This is a genomic window from Geomonas paludis (assembly GCF_014193585.1).
GTDB lineage: Bacteria > Desulfobacterota > Desulfuromonadia > Geobacterales > Geobacteraceae > Geomonas > Geomonas paludis.
Genome location: NZ_BLXY01000001.1, coordinates 914,532 through 933,003 on the forward strand (window position 1 = coordinate 914,532; position 18,472 = coordinate 933,003).

General features: G+C 64.6%; 18 protein-coding genes. 16 read left to right on the forward strand and 2 right to left on the reverse strand.

The features are described from left to right. Positions 1-13: 13 nt before the first annotated feature. The 6 genes from H7687_RS03680 to H7687_RS03705 all read left to right on the forward strand — a co-directional run bounded on the left by H7687_RS03680 (position 14) and on the right by H7687_RS03705 (position 2,911). Complete coding sequence (locus tag H7687_RS03680) at positions 14-664, forward strand: response regulator transcription factor (protein WP_183345212.1); 651 nt, start codon at positions 14-16, stop codon at positions 662-664. A gap of 128 nt (positions 665-792) precedes the next feature. After that, positions 793-1,083, forward strand: coding sequence for a hypothetical protein (locus H7687_RS03685; RefSeq protein WP_183345215.1), 291 nt, complete (start codon positions 793-795; stop codon positions 1,081-1,083). Positions 1,084-1,276: 193 nt separating this feature from the next. After that, positions 1,277-1,456, forward strand: a complete 180-nt coding sequence (locus H7687_RS03690) for a CsbD family protein (RefSeq protein WP_183345217.1) — start codon at positions 1,277-1,279, stop codon at positions 1,454-1,456. Between the two features lie 155 nt (positions 1,457-1,611). Then, positions 1,612-1,803, forward strand: a complete 192-nt coding sequence (locus tag H7687_RS03695; protein ID WP_183345219.1) for a Thivi_2564 family membrane protein — start codon at positions 1,612-1,614, stop codon at positions 1,801-1,803. Between the two features lie 52 nt (positions 1,804-1,855). Beyond that, positions 1,856-2,005: a lmo0937 family membrane protein gene (locus tag H7687_RS03700; RefSeq protein WP_183345221.1), complete on the forward strand. Its 150-nt coding sequence runs from the start codon at positions 1,856-1,858 to the stop codon at positions 2,003-2,005. Between the two features lie 69 nt (positions 2,006-2,074). Continuing rightward, a complete protein-coding gene (locus H7687_RS03705) occupies positions 2,075-2,911 on the forward strand; it encodes a hypothetical protein (RefSeq protein WP_183345223.1) in 837 nt (278 codons plus the stop codon). A 249-nt stretch (positions 2,912-3,160) separates the two neighbouring features. On the opposite strand, the gene H7687_RS03710 is transcribed toward H7687_RS03705, so the two are convergent. Further along, complete coding sequence (locus H7687_RS03710) at positions 3,161-5,731, reverse strand: sensor domain-containing protein (RefSeq protein ID WP_183345225.1); 2,571 nt, start codon at positions 5,729-5,731, stop codon at positions 3,161-3,163. Positions 5,732-5,981: 250 nt separating this feature from the next. Here H7687_RS03710 and H7687_RS03715 point away from each other — a divergent pair, with 250 nt between their 5' ends. The 9 genes from H7687_RS03715 (at position 5,982) to bfr (ending at position 15,643) form a co-directional block, all read left to right on the forward strand. Next, positions 5,982-7,511, forward strand: coding sequence for a mercuric reductase (locus tag H7687_RS03715; RefSeq protein ID WP_246404554.1), 1,530 nt, complete (start codon positions 5,982-5,984; stop codon positions 7,509-7,511). Between the two features lie 60 nt (positions 7,512-7,571). Then, a complete protein-coding gene (locus H7687_RS03720) occupies positions 7,572-8,243 on the forward strand; it encodes a TVP38/TMEM64 family protein (protein WP_183345229.1) in 672 nt (223 codons plus the stop codon). A gap of 81 nt (positions 8,244-8,324) precedes the next feature. Next, a complete protein-coding gene (gene pdhA, locus H7687_RS03725) occupies positions 8,325-9,380 on the forward strand; it encodes a pyruvate dehydrogenase (acetyl-transferring) E1 component subunit alpha (protein WP_183345231.1) in 1,056 nt (351 codons plus the stop codon). A gap of 1 nt (position 9,381) precedes the next feature. Further along, positions 9,382-10,344 carry an alpha-ketoacid dehydrogenase subunit beta gene (locus H7687_RS03730; RefSeq protein WP_183345233.1) on the forward strand — a complete coding sequence of 321 codons (963 nt, stop codon included), beginning with the start codon at positions 9,382-9,384 and terminating at the stop codon, positions 10,342-10,344. 14 nt (positions 10,345-10,358) lie between these two features. Next, positions 10,359-11,681 carry a dihydrolipoamide acetyltransferase family protein gene (locus H7687_RS03735; RefSeq protein WP_183345235.1) on the forward strand — a complete coding sequence of 441 codons (1,323 nt, stop codon included), beginning with the start codon at positions 10,359-10,361 and terminating at the stop codon, positions 11,679-11,681. An 83-nt stretch (positions 11,682-11,764) separates the two neighbouring features. Beyond that, positions 11,765-12,601 (forward strand): rhomboid family intramembrane serine protease, encoded by an 837-nt coding sequence (locus H7687_RS03740; RefSeq protein WP_183345242.1) that lies wholly within the window; start codon positions 11,765-11,767, stop codon positions 12,599-12,601. 215 nt (positions 12,602-12,816) lie between these two features. After that, a complete protein-coding gene (gene upp / locus H7687_RS03745) occupies positions 12,817-13,446 on the forward strand; it encodes a uracil phosphoribosyltransferase (protein ID WP_183345244.1) in 630 nt (209 codons plus the stop codon). A 62-nt stretch (positions 13,447-13,508) separates the two neighbouring features. Next, a complete protein-coding gene (locus H7687_RS03750) occupies positions 13,509-14,789 on the forward strand; it encodes a uracil-xanthine permease family protein (protein WP_183345246.1) in 1,281 nt (426 codons plus the stop codon). 386 nt (positions 14,790-15,175) lie between these two features. Further along, a complete protein-coding gene (gene bfr / locus H7687_RS03755; RefSeq protein ID WP_183345248.1) occupies positions 15,176-15,643 on the forward strand; it encodes a bacterioferritin in 468 nt (155 codons plus the stop codon). A 69-nt stretch (positions 15,644-15,712) separates the two neighbouring features. Here the strand turns inward: bfr and H7687_RS03760 are convergent, their stop codons facing one another. Then, complete coding sequence (locus tag H7687_RS03760; protein WP_183345250.1) at positions 15,713-16,153, reverse strand: PAS domain-containing protein; 441 nt, start codon at positions 16,151-16,153, stop codon at positions 15,713-15,715. 210 nt (positions 16,154-16,363) lie between these two features. On the opposite strand from H7687_RS03760, the gene H7687_RS03765 reads away from it, so the two are divergent. Continuing rightward, positions 16,364-18,445 carry a methyl-accepting chemotaxis protein gene (locus H7687_RS03765; protein WP_183345252.1) on the forward strand — a complete coding sequence of 694 codons (2,082 nt, stop codon included), beginning with the start codon at positions 16,364-16,366 and terminating at the stop codon, positions 18,443-18,445. Positions 18,446-18,472 lie beyond the last annotated feature (27 nt).

The following is an 18,472-nucleotide window of genomic DNA, read 5'->3' on the forward strand; positions in this document are numbered from 1 at the left end:
TAAGGGGGGAGAGATGAAGATGAAGATTTTGATCGCCGACGACCACGCCATCGTGCGCCAAGGGCTGCGCGCGCTGATCGACAAGGAAGAGGACATGATGGTGAGCGCCGAGGCCGGGACCGGTGCGGAGGCGATCAGGCTGACCCGCGAGGAGCGCCCCGACATCATCGTCATGGACATCTCCATGCCGGACACCAACGGCATCGACGCCACCCGCAGCATCACGTCCGCCTTCCCCGAGGTGAAGGTGCTGGCCCTCTCCATGGAGTCGGACCGCCGCTTCGTGGTCGAAGTGTTGAAAGCGGGGGCCAACGGCTACGTGCTCAAGGACGCCGCCTTTTCCGAGCTCGCCACCGCCATCCGCGCCGTCGCCGCCGGCGAGACCTACCTCCCCTCGCGGGTCACCACGCTGTTGATCAAGGAATACCTGCAGCGCATCCCCGAAGACGTCCCGGCGACCTACGAGAACCTCTCCACCCGGGAAAGAGAGATCCTGCAGCTCATCGCCAACGGCTCCAACGCCAAGGAGATCGCCTTCGCCTTCGGCGTCAGCGTGAAGACCGTGGAAAACCAGCGCCACAGCATCATGAAAAAGCTGGACCTGTTCAGCATTGCCGAGTTGACCAAGTACGCGGTGCGCCAGGGGTTGACCTCTTTGAAGTAATGCCCGGGCCGCCTCCGGGCACCGTGTGAGATGCCGCAGTGGGGCCTGCCGATTCTCCTATTTATTTGCAGGGCGCTTCACCGCATACTGGCGCTGGTCTGAGTCAGCAAACCCGCCAGGAGCTGGAGATGTCCACGAAAGACGACCGAGAGGATACGCCGGAACGCGTAGAGGTTGAGCCGAGCAAGCTGCGCGGTTACGCCGAAAATCGCGCCGAGGAGATCGCCTCCGGCTCCGATGCCGCCCCCGGTGAGCCCGGCGACGCCTCCTGTCGCACCCGTTCGCTGGTCCCCGCCTTTTCCATCTGCCTGCCCAGGAAACGATCCTGCCCCTACGCCATGTCCTTTGGCCACCAGTACCTGTGCCGGCACCCCGACCACGCCAAGTTCCTGGTTCCTCCCCCAAAGCACAAAAAATAACTGCCCTCCCCTGTCGTTCCGCGCTTCCCGCCACCACCGCTTGACACAAAAGCGGCGCACTATAAACTTGTCAGGTTGCAAAATTAATAAAAATTAATTATTTACCCGTTTCCTTGTCAGATCGCCAGCAGAGCGACCGCAGCCACCATGCAACCTGCACCCTCCAGCACAAAAGCATCTCAGGAGGTACATCATGAAACCGAGCACGAAAGACCAAAGCAAAGGGAAAATGCATGAGTTGAAAGGACAGGTTAAAGAATCGGTTGGAAAAACCACCCGCAACGTTTCCATGGAGCAACAGGGCAGGGGGGAAAAAATTACCGGCAAGGTCGAGAAGAACGTCGGTAAGGCGGAGAAAAAACTGGAGAAATAGCGCCGCACCTGGCCTGCCACCGGGTGGAGACAACGCTGCGGAGGGTGCCTTCGCGGGAGTTTCCCGGATGCCCGGTGGTGGCTGCGGTCGCTCTGCTGGTGATCGCGGCGCTACCCCGAGTTGCAGCGGAAAGCCGGTCCAAGAGGAGGTGCTTCATGCCGTTGGTACACGTGATACTGGTTCTCATCGTGGTCGGGGTCCTGCTGTGGCTGGTGAACACCTACATCCCCATGGCGGGATCGATCAAGTCGATACTCAACGCGGTGGTGGTCATCGTGGTAGTGCTGTGGCTTTTGAACGTATTCGGCCTGATGCACAACCTGACCAACCTCAGGGTGGGCAAGTGAAACACGAGGTGGAGCTCCGGCAGGCAAGGGAAGGCTCCCAAAGGAGGCAGAGATGCTTTGGACCATTGTAGTAATCCTTCTGGTACTGTGGCTGCTGGGGCTGGTGACCAGCTATACCTTGGGTGGTTTCATTCACCTCTTGCTGGTGATTGCCATCATCATCGTTATACTGAACCTGATACAGGGACGCAGGCCGCTTTAGCCAGTGGCACTGCAGACAAAGAGCCGGGGCCGCGCGCCCCGGCTCGGACTCAAGCCAGGGGGATCGCCAGTGAAAACAGTTTTGACAGTGTTAGCACTCCTTGCCGCTTTGCCGGCCTTTGCTGCCGGTCCGACCGCCCCTGGCCCGATCCAGATGGCGGACGCGGTGCCCGGTTCCCCCGGGTACGTCATGAAGAGACCGATGGGGCAACAGATGATGCGCTCCCCCCAGCAGCAGCTGATGATGGCCTACCACAGAAACGTCGCCAACTTCGGCCGTCTCCTTTACGCCGCAGCGGAGGACGGCACCACGGTGTCGCCGCAGCTGGCGCGGGTGGCGGTGGCCGAGATGAGGCGCAGCGTCGACGAAATGGAGAAGTACCGCGCGTCGGTAGCGGGCGAGGTGCCGCCCGAGCGGCAGCGTATGATGGACCAGCACCTGGTGCAGGTGAAGAGCCATCTGAGGGACCTGGAGCTGTTGGTGCGGGAGGACCGCATCGACTCGGACCAGGTGAAGCGGCATGTCGAGCCGATGCTCGCCGGTTGCGGCGCCCCCGGCTGCGCCCCCGGGCAGGGGGCGGGGATGATGGGGTGGCGCGGCGGCCCCGGCGGGCACGGGATGATGATGGAGAGCATGCTGCAGAAGGTGAAAGGGCAGGATGCCGAGCTCGCGGCGCTGGTGCGCGACATGGAGCAGGCGCCGCGCGAGAAAAAGCTGGACCTGGTCGCCGGGATCGTGGCCAGGATGGTGCGCCAGCGGGCCGAGATGACCGACGAGATGGAAAGGAACCACCACGAGATGATGCACCGGTTTGGGCCGATGCAGCAGCAGGAAATGGACGAGGATGACACCGGCCACCGGGATCACGGCTGGAACGACGACGACAACGACAACGACGAGGATTGACCGGTAACGGTGCGGCGCGTGCCGTACCGGGTTGATGAGAAAAAGGCCGGCGCAGGGGAAGGTGGTATTTCCCTGCGCCGGCCTCTTTTTTTACAGCTGCCGGGTGCACTCTTTCTCCCCCTCCCCTTGCGGGAGGGGGTTAGGGGGTGGGAGGGTGCCATCACGGCTTGCGGCTTCACCCACCCCCCGGCCCCCTCCCGTCAAGGGAGGGGGAGGCCCGCCAGCGGCGGACTGCCCGCATACCGCTACTTAAAACTGCCTCGCCTGCACCCGGCCGCGCGGGTTGTGCAGGAAGTTGGCCTTTTCCCTGAGCAGCGCGGTCATCTTCTGCACCGGCACCGGGCGGCTGAAGTAGTACCCTTGGGCCTCCTCGCTCCCCTCGGCCTGCAGCCAGGCGAGCTGGGAAGCGTTCTCCACCCCCTCCGCGATCACCCTGAGCTGCATGCTGCGCCCGATGCTGATCACGGCCCGCACCACGGCGGCGTTGTCGTTGTCGCGGGCGATGTTGCGGATGAAGGACTGGTCGATCTTCAGTTTGTCCACCGGCAGCTTCTTCAGGTAGCTGAGGCTGGAGTAGCCGGTGCCGAAGTCGTCGATGGAAAGCTGCAGGCCGAGCGCCTTCATGGCGGCCATGCTCCCCAGGACCCGCTGCGGGTCGCTCATGATGGTCGCCTCGGTGAGCTCCAGTTCCAGGGACTCCGGCGGGATGCCGGTTTCCAGCAGCGACGCCTCGATGGTCTCTTCGAAGTCGCGGTGCTGGAAGAAGCTCGCCGAGAGGTTGACCGCGGCGGAGACCTGCCCCAGCCCCTGCTGCTGCCACTGCCGGATCTGGCGGCAGACGGTGGGGATGATCCACTTGCTGATCTGGTGCAAAAGGCCGCTTTCCTCGGCGATCTGGATGAAATGCTCCGGCATGATCAGGCCGCGTTGCGGGTGCTGCCAGCGGATCAGCGCCTCCATGCTGGTGAAGTGGCCGGTGGCCAGGTCCACCTTGGGCTGGTAGTGCAGCACGAACTCGCCGTGTTCCAGCGCGTGCCGCAATTCGGCCTCCAGGGCGAAGCGCTCGTGCGCCATCTCGTTCAACTTGTGGGTGAAGAACTGGAAGTTGTTACCCCCCAGCTTCTTGGCGTGGTACATGGCGATGTCGGCGTGCTTCAGCAGGGCGAGGTAATCCTTGCCGTCGTCGGGGTAGAGGCTGATGCCGATGCTGGGGGTCACGATCACGTTGGTCCCCTGCAGCGGGAACCCGGCATTGACGATCTTCTCAGCCACCACGCTGGTTTCGCTCACGCCGCAGTCCCAGAGCACCACCACGAACTCGTCCCCCCCGAGGCGCGCCACCACGTCACAGGAGCGGGTGCAGTCACCGAGCTTGCGCGCCACCGACTGCAGCAGCCGGTCCCCCACGTCGTGCCCCATGGAGTCGTTGATCTGCTTGAAGCCGTCGATGTCGAGGAACAAAAGGGCCACGCTGGTGCGCGTTTTCTGGGCCACCCGGAGCACGTCCTCGATCCTGGCGTAGAGGGTGCTGCGGTTGGGGAGCTTGGTGAGCGGGTCGTGGTGGGCCAGGAAGAAGATGTTCTCCTCGGCCCGCTTGATGTCGGTGATGTCGAGGATGAAGCCGTCCAGGCGCGAGATGGCGACGCGCCCCCCCTTGCGGATGCGCTGCACGGCGCAGTTGTTCAGGATCCAGCGTATCGAGCCGTCCTTGTGCACGATCCGGTGCCGGATCGGGTCCTGGTCTTCGCCGGCGAAGATGCTGTTCAGGAACTGGACCACCTGGTTGCGGTCCTCTTCGTGGATCATGGTGAACCATAAAAGGGGGTCGCGGTAGTATTCCTCCGGGCTGTAGCCTGTGATGTCGAGGCACTTGGGGCTGTGGTAGATGGACTTGATGTCGCCCTCTTCGAAGCGGACGCTGTAGACGTACTCGTTGATGTTGCTGACGATGGTGCGGCACTGCTCTTCGCTTTTCAAGAGCGCTTCCTCCGCGTTCTTGCGCACCGTGATGTCGCGGATATTGAACTGCAGCACCTTGCTGCGGTCGATGCGGTAGCCGGTGAGGACCACCTCCACGATCACGCTGCGGCCGTCGCGCGTCAAAAGGCGCAGGTCGTCGTTGTGCAGGTAGTCCCGGTGCTGGAGCACGGCGAACTCGGTCTGGCTCGCGGCTAGGGGGGTGAGCGGCGGCACTTCCCAGAGCAGCCTCCCCACCATCTCGTCCCGCTGGTATCCCAGCATCTCCACCAGGAACGGGTTGACGTCGTGGATCTCGCCGGTGGCGGCATCGACGATCATGATGCCGTCCTTGGCGGCCTCGAACAGCCCGCGGTAGCGCGCCTCGGAGATCTGCAGCGCCTTGGCTGCTCTTTCGCTTTCGGTAATGCCGATCAGGGCCAGCCTGATCTCGGAGCCGTCCCGGCAGGGGATGGCTTCGATGCGCAGCTGTTGCAGGGCATTGCCGGAGTCGGAGAGGAGGGCGTTGCAGGAACTGCTTTGGTTGGAAGCGAGCAGGCGCTCGAAAAACTCGGACAGGGGAGGGCGGGAGGTTTCGCTGAACAGGTCGGCAAAGGAGCGGCCCAGCAGGGAGTCCCGTTCCACCCCGAGCATGCTGGCTCCGGTCAGGTTGACGGCGCGGATGACCCCGAAGCGGTCCAGGGTGATGTGGGCAACCGGTGCATGCTCGTAAAGGTCGGCGTAAAGTTTCAATTCCGCGGCCAGTTCGTTGCGGGAAAGGCGCGCGGTTTTAGCGGTATTTTTCGAGCTGCTCCTTTCGGAACGAATTTCGGTCCTGCCCTTCGTCCCAACTGCTCCGCTCATGGGGTCCTCCGTGTTGTGGGCCAAATGAGCCCTGCGGCTCCTGTCGATGCTGTGATTCAAAGGGGTTAGCCCAAGGGGCCCCGTACTGCTTTTAATTGGCCCGGCGCCCCTGTCGTTATTATGATAAAAATGATAAGGGAAAAGGAGCAAAAGTGCACCGGGAATTATCGAAACAAAGCTTCATTCGGCCCCTTCAATGGACGATATTTCAGCATGTTGCCGGGCGCGGCAGCGCACAGCGGGAACGACCGTGACGACTAACGACCTGGATATCTTGCCGGACAGCGAGGAAAACCGCCTGCTTGCGGCGAGCGTGCACCCGGAGGGGTGGCACAACCCCGAACCGGCCGACCGCTACAACCTGGTGGTGCTGGGTGCCGGTACCGCGGGGCTGGTCTGCGCTGCGGGGGCCGCCGGTCTGGGGGCGCGGGTGGCCCTGGTGGAACGTGGTTTCTTGGGCGGCGACTGCCTGAACGTCGGCTGCGTCCCCTCCAAGGCGCTTTTGCGGGCGGCCCGCGCCGTCTTCGATGCCCGTTCCGGCGGAGGATTCGGGGTGGTCGGGGGCGAAGGGGTGGGCGCCGATTTCGGCGTCGCCATGGAGCGGCTACGGCGCCTGAGGGCCGGCATCAGCCGGCACGACGCGGCGCGGCGTTTCCGGGACGAGCTGGGCGTCGACGTCTTCTTCGGCGCGGCGTCCTTCACCGCGGCGGACCGCGTGGCAGTGGCCGGGGCCGAACTGAAGTTCGCCCGTGCCGCCCTCTGCACCGGCGCCCGAGCCGCAGTCCCCCCCATCCCCGGCCTTTCGGACGCCGGCTATCTCACCAACGAAACCGTCTTCTCGCTTACGGAGCTCCCGGCGACGCTGGCGGTGGTCGGCGGCGGTCCCATCGGCTGCGAACTGGCACAGGCTTTTGCCCGCTTCGGCGCGCAGGTGACCCTCGTTGAGCCGGGGGGGCAGCTCCTGGGGCGCGACGACCCCGACGCGGCCGCCATGGTAGCGGAGTCTTTCCGACAGGAAGGGATAGCGGTGCATCTGGGCACCGAGGTACTCGCCGTCGAGCGGCGCGGCGGCAGCAAGCTGTTGCGGCTGCAGCGGCAAGGGGTGCCGTTCGAGGTGGAGGTGGCCGAAATACTGGTCGGCGCCGGCCGCGCCCCCAACGTGGAGGGGCTTGGGCTCGAAGAGGCCGGGATCGCTTACGACCGCAACGGGATCACGGTGAGCGACACCCTGCAGACCACCAACCCCCGCGTCTACGCCGCCGGCGACGTCTGCTCGCGCCTGCGCTTCACCCACAACGCCGACGCCCAGGCCCGCATCCTCATTGCCAACGCGCTCTTCAAGGGGAGGCGCAAGAATTCAGCACTCACTATCCCCTGGTGCACCTACACCGACCCCGAGGTGGCCCACGTCGGCATGTACCCGGCGGAGGCCGCGGCGCGCGGCATCGAGGTGGACACGTTCACCGTCCCCTTCGCCGAGGTGGACCGTGCCGTTTTGGACGGCGAGGAGCAGGGCTTCGCCCGGGTGCACCTGAAGAAGGGGAGCGACACCATCCTGGGGGCGACCCTGGTGGCACGGCACGCGGGGGAGATGATCAGCGAGATCACCCTGGCCATCGGCTCCGGGCTCGGCCTGGTCGCCATCGGCAACACCATCCACCCCTATCCCACCCAGTCGGAGTCGTGGCGCAAGCTCGCCGACGCCTACCAGCGCCGCCGCCTCACCCCCCCGGTGCAGCGGCTTTTGCGCGCTTGGCTCGCCTGGCAAAGAAAATGGTAACGCCAGCGCTGCCGATATGTTAAAACCTGCATACCCCACCGATGCAGGAGCAGGCCGCTCATGAACCTGACGAAGATCCTGGTATGTCTCGCAGTAGCCGGCGCCGTGGCGCTGTTCTTCCTCTTCGACCTGCAGCGCTTCCTCACCCTGGAGGCGCTCAAGGCCAACCGCGAGTTTCTCGCCGGCTACTACGCGGCGCACCGGGGGGCGACCGTCGCCCTGTTCATGGCGATCTACATCCTGCAGACCGCGCTTTCCCTCCCCGGCGCCGCCGTCCTCTCCCTTGCCGCGGGGGCCGTGTTCGGGGTGCTGGCGGGCACCGTCTATGCCGTCTGCGCCGCCACCATCGGCGCCACGCTCGCCTTCCTGGTCACCCGTTACCTGCTCCGGGACACGGTCGCCGGACGCTTCGGGACACGGCTGGAGGGGCTCAACCGCGAACTGGAGCAGCGGGGGTGGAACTACCTGTTGTTCTTGCGGCTGGTGCCGCTCTTCCCCTTCTTCCTGATCAACCTCGCCGCCGGTCTCACCCGTCTGCCGCTGCGCGTATTCGTGCTGGGGACGCTGTTCGGCATCATCCCGGGGGGCTTCGTCTTCGTCAACGCCGGGGCGAGTCTCGCCGCCATCAACTCCCTTGCCGACGTTGCCTCGGCGCGGGTGTTGGGCTCCTTCGCCCTTCTGGGGCTCTTCGCCCTGGCGCCGGTCCTCTACGGCAGGCTGAAACGGCAGTAGAAACGCTTTTGACATCCTGCAAGTGTCCGTTTACACTCTCCTAATCGCTCAGTCTACCTTTTATTAAAAACGAGGCGGTCCATGCCGGAAGTGTTACTAGCCGATTTTCAGGTCAAGCGTCTGGAAGTCCTGAACGAGAAGGGGGAGGCGGACCCGGAGCTGCTGCCGGAACTCTCCGACGCCCAGATCTGGCGCCTGTACGAGCTGATGCTGCTGGCGCGCATCTTCGACGAGCGCGCGGTCGCCCTGCAGCGTGAGGGGCGCATCGGCACCTATCCCCCCATCCGCGGGCAGGAGGCGGCCCAGGTCGGCAGCGCCTTCGCCCTGACCAAACAGGACTGGCTCTTCCCTTCCTTCCGGGAGATGGGCGCGCACCTGACCCTGGGCTACCCGATCCCGCAACTGCTGCAGTACTGGGGCGGCGACGAGCGGTCGCAGAAGGTGCCGGTCGGCCTGAACATCTTCCCCTTCTGCGTTGCCGTCGGCAGCCAGATCCCCCAGGCGGCGGGGGCCGCGCTCGCCGCGCGCTACCGGCGCGACCCGGTGGCCATCGTCACCTACTTCGGCGACGGCGCCACCTCCAAGGGAGACTTCCACGAGGCGATGAACCTCGCCGGCGTCTTCAACCTTCCCCTGGTTTTCATCTGCCAGAACAACCAGTGGGCCATCTCCATCCCCCTCAAGGGGCAGACCGCTTCCGCCTCCCTGGCCCAGAAGGCCGTCGCCTACGGCTTCGAAGGGGTGCAGGTGGACGGCAACGACGTCTTCGCCGTGTACCGGGCCACCGGCCAGGCGGTGGCAAAGGCGCGCAGCGGCGCCGGTCCCACCTTCATCGAATGTCTCACCTACCGCATGGCCGACCACACCACCGCCGACGATGCCGGGCGCTACCGCTCCGGTGAGGAGGTCGCCTTCTGGGCGGCACGCGATCCCATCCTGCGCCTGGAGCGCTTCCTGGAGCGGCGCGGGCTCTGGAGCCCGCAAAAACGTGAAGAGGCCGCGGCGCAGGCCGCCGCCCTGGTCGACGCCGGGGTCGCGGAGATGGAGGCGTTGCCCCCGCCGGCCGCGACGGAGCTCTTCGACGAGATCCTCGCCACGCTCACCCCGCGCCAGGCCGGGCAAAGGAAGGTGCGCTGACATGGCCCAGCTCAACATGGTACAGGCGATCAACCAGGCGCTGGCCCAGGAGATGGCGCGCGACGACCGGGTGCTCCTGCTGGGAGAGGACGTGGGACGTGACGGCGGCGTGTTCCGGGTCACCGAGGGGCTTTTGGAGCGCTTCGGCAGGGAGCGCGTGCTGGATACCCCGCTGTGCGAATCGGGCATCATGGGTGCGGCCATCGGCATGGCGGCCTACGGTCTGCGGCCGGTGCCGGAAATACAGTTTCTGGGCTTCACCTATTCCGCCTTCGAACAGCTCTTCGCCCATGCCGCGCGCCTGCGCTCCCGTTCCCGCGGCCGCTACAGTTGCCCCATGGTGGTGCGCACCCCGTACGGCGGCGGCATCAAGGCGCCGGAACTGCACGAGGAGAGCACCGAGGCGCTCTTTTGCCAAGTTCCGGGGCTGAAGGTGGTGGTGCCGTCGGGTCCGTACGTCGCCAAGGGGCTCCTGCTGGCGGCGCTGCGCGATCCCGACCCGGTGCTGTTCCTGGAGCCGACCCGGCTCTATCGCCTTTTGCGCGAGGAGGTGCCGGAAGAGGAGTACCTGGTGGAACTCGGCAAGGCGCGGGTGGCGCGGCCGGGGAGCTCGGTGACCGTGGTGGCGTGGGGGAGCATGCTGGAGCGGGTACTGAAGGCGGCGGAGGGGTACGACGCGGAGGTGCTGGACCTGCTGACGCTGAACCCCTTCGACAGCGAGGCCATCATCGCGTCGGTTCGCAAGACCGGGCGGCTGGTGATCGTGCACGAGGCGGCCAAGACCTGTGGCTTGGGCGCGGAGATAGCGGCCACCGTCGCCGAAGAGGCCATCCTGCACCTGCGTGCGCCCATCCTGCGGGTCACCGCGCCGGACGTCCCGGTGCCGCTGGCGAAGCTCATCGACCACTACCTCCCCGGTGTGCAGCAGATCAGAACCGCCATCGACGACGTGCTGCAGTACTGAAAAAGGAGACCATCATGGCTTTCGACTTCAAACTTCCGGATCTGGGCGAAGGGATCGCCGAGGTGGAACTGCGCCGCTGGCTGGTCGCCGAGGGGGATGCGGTCCGCGAGCACCAGCCGCTGCTGGAGGTGGAGACCGACAAGGCGGTGGTGGAAGTCCCCTCGCCCCGTTCCGGTGTCGTGTCGGGGCTGCGCCATGTGGAAGGGGAAACGGTGCGGGTGGGCGAGGTCCTGCTGACCCTGGCGGAGCGCCAGGCGGAACCGGCGCCACCGCAACCCCAGGCGCAGGGACAATCGCAATCCCAGGCACAGGGGCAATCGCAATCGCAGGGACAGGGGCAGGCTGCCAGGCCGGCCTCCGTGGGGATCGTGGGCTCTCTCCCGGAGGCGGAGGAGGAGCCGCAATCCGCTGCGGCCGGCATGGCGGGGGCGCCTGCCGGGGCGGTCCCGTCGGCTGCAGTTGCGGCGGGCTCCGGCGAATTCGAGGGACTGGCGACGCCGATGGTGCGCAAGCTGGCGCGCGAGCGGGGCGTCGATCTCAGGAACATCAAGGGGAGCGGGCCGCGCGGCTGCATCAGGCCCGAGGACCTGGAGCGCCAGCCTCCTGCGGCAGGCAAGGTCATGGGGGGCGCCGGGGCGGAGGAGCGGGTGCCGCTGCGCGGCCTGCGCCGCACCATCGCCCGCAACGTGGCCGCCTCCCAGAGGACCACGGCCTTCGTGACCAGCATGGAGGAGGTGGATATCACCGATATCTTCGAGCTGCGCCTCCGGGAACAGGGGGAGGTCGAGTCGCGCGGCACCCACCTTACCTTCCTCCCCTTCTTCATGAAAGCGGTGCAGCATGCCCTGAAGGAGCACCCGCTCCTGAACGCCTCCATTGACGACGAGGCCCAGGAACTGGTGCTGAAGCGGCACTACCATTTCGGCATCGCGGTGGACACGCCCGAGGGGCTCATGGTCCCGGTGATCCGGGATGTCGACAGGAAGAGCATCATCGAGCTGGCCCAGGCGATCCAGGAGCTGGGGCGCAAGGCCCGCGAGCGGAGCATCGCGCTGGACGAACTGCGCGGCAGCAGCTTCACCATCACCAACTACGGGCACTTCGGCGGCACCTTCGCCACCCCGATCATCAACTGGCCCGACGTCGCCATCATGGGGTTCGGGCGCATCGTCGAGCGCCCCTGGGTGCACCGCGGCCAGATCGTCATCAGGAAGATCCTTCCCCTTTCCCTTACCTTCGACCACCGGGCCACCGACGGCGCCGATGCCGCCAGGTTCCTGGGCAAGGTGCTGCGTTACCTGGAAGACCCCGCCCTGTTGTTCCTCGACTGCGGCTAGCTGTCCGGCCTGCACCTCTTTAGTTGTTTTCTGCAATGAAAATGGTAGAGTGGGGCGCGCGATCTTTCTGAGAGGTATCCCCAATGGCTCACCCCTCCATAACCTGTCCCCAATGCGGACGCGCCACCGACGCCAGATATTCCTCCTGCCTTTGGTGCGGCGCCGCGCTCCCTCCCTCCGGCGGCAGGGTGATCGAGGTGATGCGTAGCGACCGGGGGGGCGACCTGGTCATCAACGGCATCATCGTCGCCAACGTGGTCTACTACCTCCTGTCGCTGCTCATCTCCAGCAGGACCGCGCTGGGCGGCGGCATCTTCGGTTTCCTCTCCCCGGACGACAACAGCCTGGCGCTGCTGGGCGCCACCGGGACCTACCCGGTTTTCCGCTACGGCCTCTGGACGCTCATCTCCGCCAACTACCTGCACGGCGGGGCGCTGCACATCCTGTTCAACATGATGGCCCTTAGGCAGATCGGCCCCTGGGTCTGCGCAGAGTTCGGCGCGAGCCGCATGTTCGTCATCTACACGGTGAGCGGCATCGCCGGGTATCTCCTCTCGGTGCTGGCCGGCGTCACGTTCACCATCGGCGCTTCGGCGGCGGTCTGCGGCCTCATCGGCGCCCTGTTCTATTTCGGCAAGAGCCGCGGCGGCAACTACGGCCAGGCGGTCTCGCGCGAGGTGAGCGGGTGGTTGATCAGCCTGGTGGTGTTCGGCCTGGTCATGCCCGGCATCAACAACTGGGGACATGGCGGCGGCATCGTCGGCGGCATCATTACCGCGAAACTGCTCGGCTACCGGGAGCGGCGCCGCGACAACTCGCTGCACCACCTGGCGGCCCTCTTCTGCCTGTTGGTCACCGTCGTCGTCCTCGCCTTCGGCGTCTGGAAGGGGATGCAGATCCTCTCCTACCGTCAATCCTGATGCCGCCCTCCCTGCCAACCACCTGTCTCTGAACGTTTTTCCCCCATTGCGGGGCGCAGCAGGCTGCCCGCATCCCGGTGAACAGCACGCCTCCGCCCGTGGTCTGACCATATCAAACGCAGCCCCCTCCGATTGGCTCCTGTTAATGCGTAACTGCTTGTTTGCAGACGTAAAATCCGGTATGGTAAGACCAAAATTTTCCACGGGAGAGCCAGATGAGCGTCCACGAAGTAAACCACCCCCTGGTGAAGCACAAGATAGGCCTGATGCGGGAGTCCGGTATCAGCACCAAAAAGTTCCGCGAGCTCACCGCCGAGATAGCCTGCCTGCTTGCCTACGAGGCCACCCGCGACTTCGCGCTGGAGCCCCGTGCCATCACCGGTTGGGACGGCAGCACCATCGAGATCCAGCAGATCAAGGGGAAGAAGGTGACCGTGGTGCCCATCCTGCGCGCCGGCATCGGCATGCTGGAAGGGGTCCTCGACATGATCCCCAACGCCAAGGTGAGCGTGGTGGGCCTGGCCCGGAACGAGGAGACCCTGGAGGCGCACACCTACTTCGAGCGCTTCGTGGGCAAACTGGACGAGCGCCTGGCGCTGATCATCGATCCCATGCTCGCCACCGGCGGGTCCATGGCCGCCACCATCGAGATGCTCAGGAAAAGCGGCTGCCGCCAGATCCGCGTGCTCTGCCTGGTGGCGGCGCCGGAGGGGCTTGCGAAGATCACCTCGGCCTATCCCGACATCGACATCTACGTGGCCGCCATCGATCAGCGGCTCAACGAGCACGGTTACATCCTGCCCGGCCTGGGCGACGCCGGCGACAAGATCTTCGGCACCAAGTAACACCCCTGCTGCATTCAAGCGGGGGTGTCCCCTCCGTATCATTTCCTTGCGAGGTCAATTGCATGTCTGAAGTAAAAGAACCGGTCTGGCGCCAGGCGCTGTCCGGCGCGCAGATCCTTTTTGTCGCCTTCGGCGCGCTGGTGCTGGTGCCGATCCTCACCGGCCTGAACCCGAGCATGGCCCTTCTGGGCGCGGGTATGGGCACCATCATCTTCCAACTCTGCACCAAGCGCCAGGTCCCCATCTTCCTGGGGTCCTCCTTCGCCTTCATCGCGCCCATCATCTACAGCGTACAGACCTGGGGCCTTCCCTCGACCCTGGCGGGCCTCTTCGCCGCCGGCTGGCTCTACCTCGCCTTCTCGCTCGCCATCTACCTGCGCGGCGCGGATTTCGTGCACCGCATCATGCCGCCGGTCGTGGTCGGTCCCATCATCATGATCATCGGCCTGGGCCTGGCCAACGTGGCGGTCAACATGGCCATGGGCAAGACCGGTGACGGCAAGGCGGTTCTGGTCGACTACAACACCGCGCTCCTCGTGGCCGGCATCTCGCTTGCCACCACCGCCGCCGTGGCGGTGCGCGCCCGCGGCATCTTCCGGCTGCTGCCGGTCCTCTCCGGCGTCGCCGTAGGCTACGCGCTCTCCATCTTCCTGGGCCTCGTGGACTTCTCCAAGATCGCTGCCGCACCGTGGCTGGAAGTGCCCAAGTTCGTGACGCCCGAGTGGAACTGGTCCGCGGTCCTGTTCATGATCCCGGTCGCCCTGGCCCCCGCCATCGAGCATGTCGGCGACGTGGTCGCCATCGGCGCCGTGACCGGCAAGGACTACACGGAGAAGCCGGGCCTGCACCGCACCATGCTGGGCGACGGCCTCGCGGTCTGCGCCGCGGCGCTCGTGGGCGGCCCCCCGGTCACCACCTACGCCGAGGTCACCGGCGCGGTCATGATCACCCGCTGCTACAACCCGGTCATCATGACCTGGGCCGCCGGCTTCGCCATCGTGATGGCCTTCTTCGGGAAGTTCAACGCCATTCTGCAGTCCATACCGGTGCCGGTCATGGGGGGCATCATGATGCTGCTGTTCGGCTCCATCGCCTCGGTAGGTCTGAACACCCTGATCCATGCCCAGGTCGACATGCACCGCCCGCGCAACCTGGTCATCGTCTCGCTGGTGCTGGTCTTCGGTATCGGTGGGCTCAGCATCAACGTCGCCGGTCAGCACCTGCACGGCGTGAGCCTGTGCGGCATCGCCGCCATTCTCTTGAACCTGCTGCTTCCGAAAGGCGAGGCCGCCCCGATGGGTGGCGACGCCGTCGAGGAAGAGCCGGAGGAGACCGTGGCGTAAGCCACCGCCAAACTGCAACAGACACCGAGCGCTGGTCCTGGAAAGGACCGGCGCTTTTTTATTGGTCTCCCCCTCCCTTGACGGGAGGGGGCCGGGGGGGTGGGTGAAGCTGCAACATCCGGGAAAGAGATGGCGCCTTCCCCCACCCCCTGTCCCCCTCCCGCAGGGGGCGGGGGGAAAGGCGGACTTCCCCTGCTTTGGGCTATTACCACGGCAGGTCTTTGCCTCTCACCTCTTAAATCCCTTCCCAATTGCCAACCCCTCCGGCGCGGGTATAATCTATTCGTTTTAAATTAGAATAAATTAACCAGTTTAGCCGGCGCACCCTTTCGGTTGCCGGAAGCGAACCGCGCCCGCAGCCGCCGGGCGCAAAAAGGAGGTCGTCCATGAAGGGAAACGAGAGGGTGATCGAGCAGTTGAACGTACGCCTGGCGGAGGAGCTGACCGCGACCAACCAGTACATGGTGCATGCGGAGATGTGTGAGAACTGGGGCTACAAGAGGCTCTACGCCGCCGTCCGGGAGCGCGCCATCAGCGAGATGAAGCACGCGGAGAAGCTGATCGAGCGGATCCTGTTCCTGGAGGGGAGGCCCATCGTGAGCAGGCTGGACCCGATCCACATCGGCGGCGAGATACCGAAGATGCACCAGTTCGACCACGCCCTCGAGGAGAGCGCCATCAAGGGGTACAACGAGAGCATCAAGCTGGCCATGGAGTTGGGGGACAACGGGACCAAGGAACTGCTGGAATCGATCCTCAAGCAGGAAGAGGATCACATCGACGACATCGAGGCCCAACTGGACCAGATCTCCCAGATGGGGGTGCAGAACTACCTGGTGGACCAGGTCGGCTGAGGGCGGGTTGTTGCGCCACGATGAGAGCGGGCGCCGGGAAGATTCCCGGCGCCCTTTTTCGCGCCCACATCAGGCGCCCTGTGCCTTTTCCAACTCGGCCAGGCGCGCCCGCAGCGTCTTTTCCTTCTGCCACCGGGCGGTGACGTCCCGCATCACGGCCACGGTCCCGGCCACTTTCCCTTCGGCATCCCTGATGATGGTCATGGAGAACTCGGTCGAGATGCGCGTGCCGTCCTTTTTCAGGGCGGGGGCCGCCAGCAGTTCCTTCGCGTAGCGCGTGGTGCCGGTCTCCATGACACGGTAGTACCCCTCCCAGTGACGGGGGCGCTGGTTCTCCGGGATGAAGATATCCAGCGACTGCCCCAGCGCCTCCTCGGCGCTGAACCCCAGCATCTCTTCCGCTCCCTTGTTCCACAGTCTGATCAAACCTTCCCTGTCAGAGAAGATGATGGCGTCGTTGCAGTTCTGTACCAGTTGCCGGTACAGCTCCTGTTCGTTCATCTCGTTCATGGCTCCCTCCCGTGCTGTTTTATTGCAATGATACCATCCCTGGCACAACCGGCTCTTGACTGAAATCAAAAAGCGAGAGCGCGCGACGTGAGTGATATAAAGGGCGGAATTAAATATTCATAATTTTAAACGACGTTTCTAAAGGTGCAGTAAACAGTTGCCGATACTGACACCAATGACAGAGGACTCTGGGGTCCATCAGGAGGCGTGATGTTCAAGAACAAGCTGATGCACAAGATCCTCGCGATCATCGGCGTGAACCTGTTGGTCGGCATCGCCATAGTAGGATGCCTGGCGATCTGGCTCCAGTACAGTTCCACAATGAAGTTGCAGGAGCAGAACAGCCGCACCATGTCGGCGGTGATCATCGACGAGATCAAGTCTTTCATGATGAAGGACGACTCGAAGTCGGTGCTTAACCTGGCCAAGACGGCGAAGGATCAGAACTTCGGCTTCGACCTGCAGATTTTCGGCAAGGACGGCAAGGATCCAGTCTCCGGGACTGTCAACAAGGACGTCACGGAAAGTTTCGCCACCGGCAAGCGGGTCGAGAAACGGGAGGTGGTCGGCGGGGTCCATACCCTGCGCGCCGCGGTCCCGATGAAGAACGAGCAGCGCTGCCAGCAGTGCCATGATGCCGGCGATAAGTACCTGGGCGCCGTTTTGCTCACCTCCTCGCTGGAGGACGGCTACCGCAGCGCAGTGAAGATGATTGCCATACTGGTGGGGGCAGGGTGCGTCTTTTTCATCTGTATGATGGGGGGGATGTACTTCTTCTTCAGGAAGTCGGTGATGCGTGAGATCCTCTTCTTCTCCGAGAAGCTCAAGGACATCGCGGAAGGGGAGGGAGACCTCACCAAGGAGATACCGGTACGTTCCGGCGACGAGATCGGCGACCTAGCGCGCCACATCAACCACCTGGTCCAAAAGCTGCGCGAGACGATCACGGTGCTCTACGACCTGGCCGAAAGCATCTCTATCTCGCTGTGCCATGTCTCAAGCCGTGCCGCCAAGACGGTGGTTTCGGCGGCGGACCAGAAGCAGCGGTCCGAGGCGGTCGCCGTGGCCACTGAGGAGATGGCGGCGACCCTCAACGTCGTTGCCGGCAACACCCATAAGGCCGCGGAGTTCTCCTCGGAGGTCGATGATGCGGCCAGCCGGGGCATGGGCGTCGTGGACAGCGCCTGCAACTCGATCACCATGATCAGGGAGAACGTGGTACAGACCCTGGGCACCGTGGAACGGTTGGAGGCGTCGTCGGCGCAGATCGGCGACATCATCGTCCTCATCGAGGACATCGCCGACCAGACCAAGCTCCTGGCCCTCAACGCCGCTATCGAGGCGGCGCGCGCCGGTGAGCATGGCCGTGGATTTGCCGTGGTCGCGGACGAGGTGAAGATGCTTTCCGAGAAGACGGCGACGTCCACCAAGGAAATCGCCAAGATCATCACCAACATCCAGATCGAGAGCCGCGAGGCCGCCCGCTCCATCACCGAGGAGCAGGGGCGCGTGGAAGACGGCGTCGAGAAGTCGGCCGCCGCGCGGGAGTGCCTGGAGCGGATCCTGGGGCTGGCGGGCGAAACGGCGCAGCTCATCAACCAGATCGCCTCCGCCACCGAGGAACAAAGTGCCACCACCAACGAGATCGCGGAAAAGATCCACAACGTCTCCAACTCCGCCTCCGGGGTGCATGAGGACATGCTGGAAAGCGACCGGGCCTTCACCGATCTCACCCGGGTGGCGGAGCAGATCTTCTCGACGGTGGGAAAATTCAGCGTCGGCAACCGCCACGATGAGATGAAGGCGCTCGCCACCGAGCTGCGGGACAAGCTGACCGCGACCATCGAGCAGGGGGTGGCCTCCGGCAGGATCTCCACGGCCGACCTCTTCGACCGCAACTACCGCCCCATTGCCGACACGTCCCCCCAGAAATATCACACCGCCTTCGACAGCTTCTTCGACCAGTACGTCTCGCCGGTGCAGGAGGAAGTCCTGGGGCGCAAGGGGACCATCTTCTTCGCCATCTGCGTCGACGACCACGGCTACGTCCCCTGCCACAACCTGCGCTACTCCAAGCCGCTCACCGGCGACCCGGAAACCGACAAGGTGAACAACCGGACCAAGCGGATCTTCGACGACAAGACCGGGCTCAAGGCCGCCCAGAACATGGAGCCGTACCTGCTGCAGACCTACATGAGGGATACCGGTGAGATCATGAACGACATCTCCACCCCCATCATGATCAACAACCGGCACTGGGGCGCGGTCCGGCTCGGGTATCTCGCCAAGTAGCTTCGCACCACATTGCTAGCTGGGGGG

Excerpts from the sequence above, each read along its gene's own strand:
- H7687_RS03690 (WP_183345217.1), top strand. The coding sequence starts at position 1,277 with ATGAAACCGAGCACGAAAGACCAAAGCAAAGGGAAAATGCATGAGTTG.
- H7687_RS03700 (WP_183345221.1), top strand. The coding sequence starts at position 1,856 with ATGCTTTGGACCATTGTAGTAATCCTTCTGGTACTGTGGCTGCTGGGG.
- H7687_RS03685 (WP_183345215.1), top strand. The coding sequence starts at position 793 with ATGTCCACGAAAGACGACCGAGAGGATACGCCGGAACGCGTAGAGGTT.
- H7687_RS03695 (WP_183345219.1), top strand. The coding sequence starts at position 1,612 with ATGCCGTTGGTACACGTGATACTGGTTCTCATCGTGGTCGGGGTCCTG.
- H7687_RS03740 (WP_183345242.1), top strand. The coding sequence starts at position 11,765 with ATGGCTCACCCCTCCATAACCTGTCCCCAATGCGGACGCGCCACCGAC.
- H7687_RS03760 (WP_183345250.1), bottom strand. The coding sequence starts at position 16,153 with ATGAACGAGATGAACGAACAGGAGCTGTACCGGCAACTGGTACAGAAC.
- H7687_RS03750 (WP_183345246.1), top strand. The coding sequence starts at position 13,509 with ATGTCTGAAGTAAAAGAACCGGTCTGGCGCCAGGCGCTGTCCGGCGCG.
- H7687_RS03680 (WP_183345212.1), top strand. The coding sequence starts at position 14 with ATGAAGATGAAGATTTTGATCGCCGACGACCACGCCATCGTGCGCCAA.
- H7687_RS03710 (WP_183345225.1), bottom strand. The coding sequence starts at position 5,731 with ATGAGCGGAGCAGTTGGGACGAAGGGCAGGACCGAAATTCGTTCCGAA.
- pdhA (WP_183345231.1), top strand. The coding sequence starts at position 8,325 with ATGCCGGAAGTGTTACTAGCCGATTTTCAGGTCAAGCGTCTGGAAGTC.
- bfr (WP_183345248.1), top strand. The coding sequence starts at position 15,176 with ATGAAGGGAAACGAGAGGGTGATCGAGCAGTTGAACGTACGCCTGGCG.
- upp (WP_183345244.1), top strand. The coding sequence starts at position 12,817 with ATGAGCGTCCACGAAGTAAACCACCCCCTGGTGAAGCACAAGATAGGC.
- H7687_RS03765 (WP_183345252.1), top strand. The coding sequence starts at position 16,364 with ATGTTCAAGAACAAGCTGATGCACAAGATCCTCGCGATCATCGGCGTG.
- H7687_RS03730 (WP_183345233.1), top strand. The coding sequence starts at position 9,382 with ATGGCCCAGCTCAACATGGTACAGGCGATCAACCAGGCGCTGGCCCAG.
- H7687_RS03735 (WP_183345235.1), top strand. The coding sequence starts at position 10,359 with ATGGCTTTCGACTTCAAACTTCCGGATCTGGGCGAAGGGATCGCCGAG.
- H7687_RS03720 (WP_183345229.1), top strand. The coding sequence starts at position 7,572 with ATGAACCTGACGAAGATCCTGGTATGTCTCGCAGTAGCCGGCGCCGTG.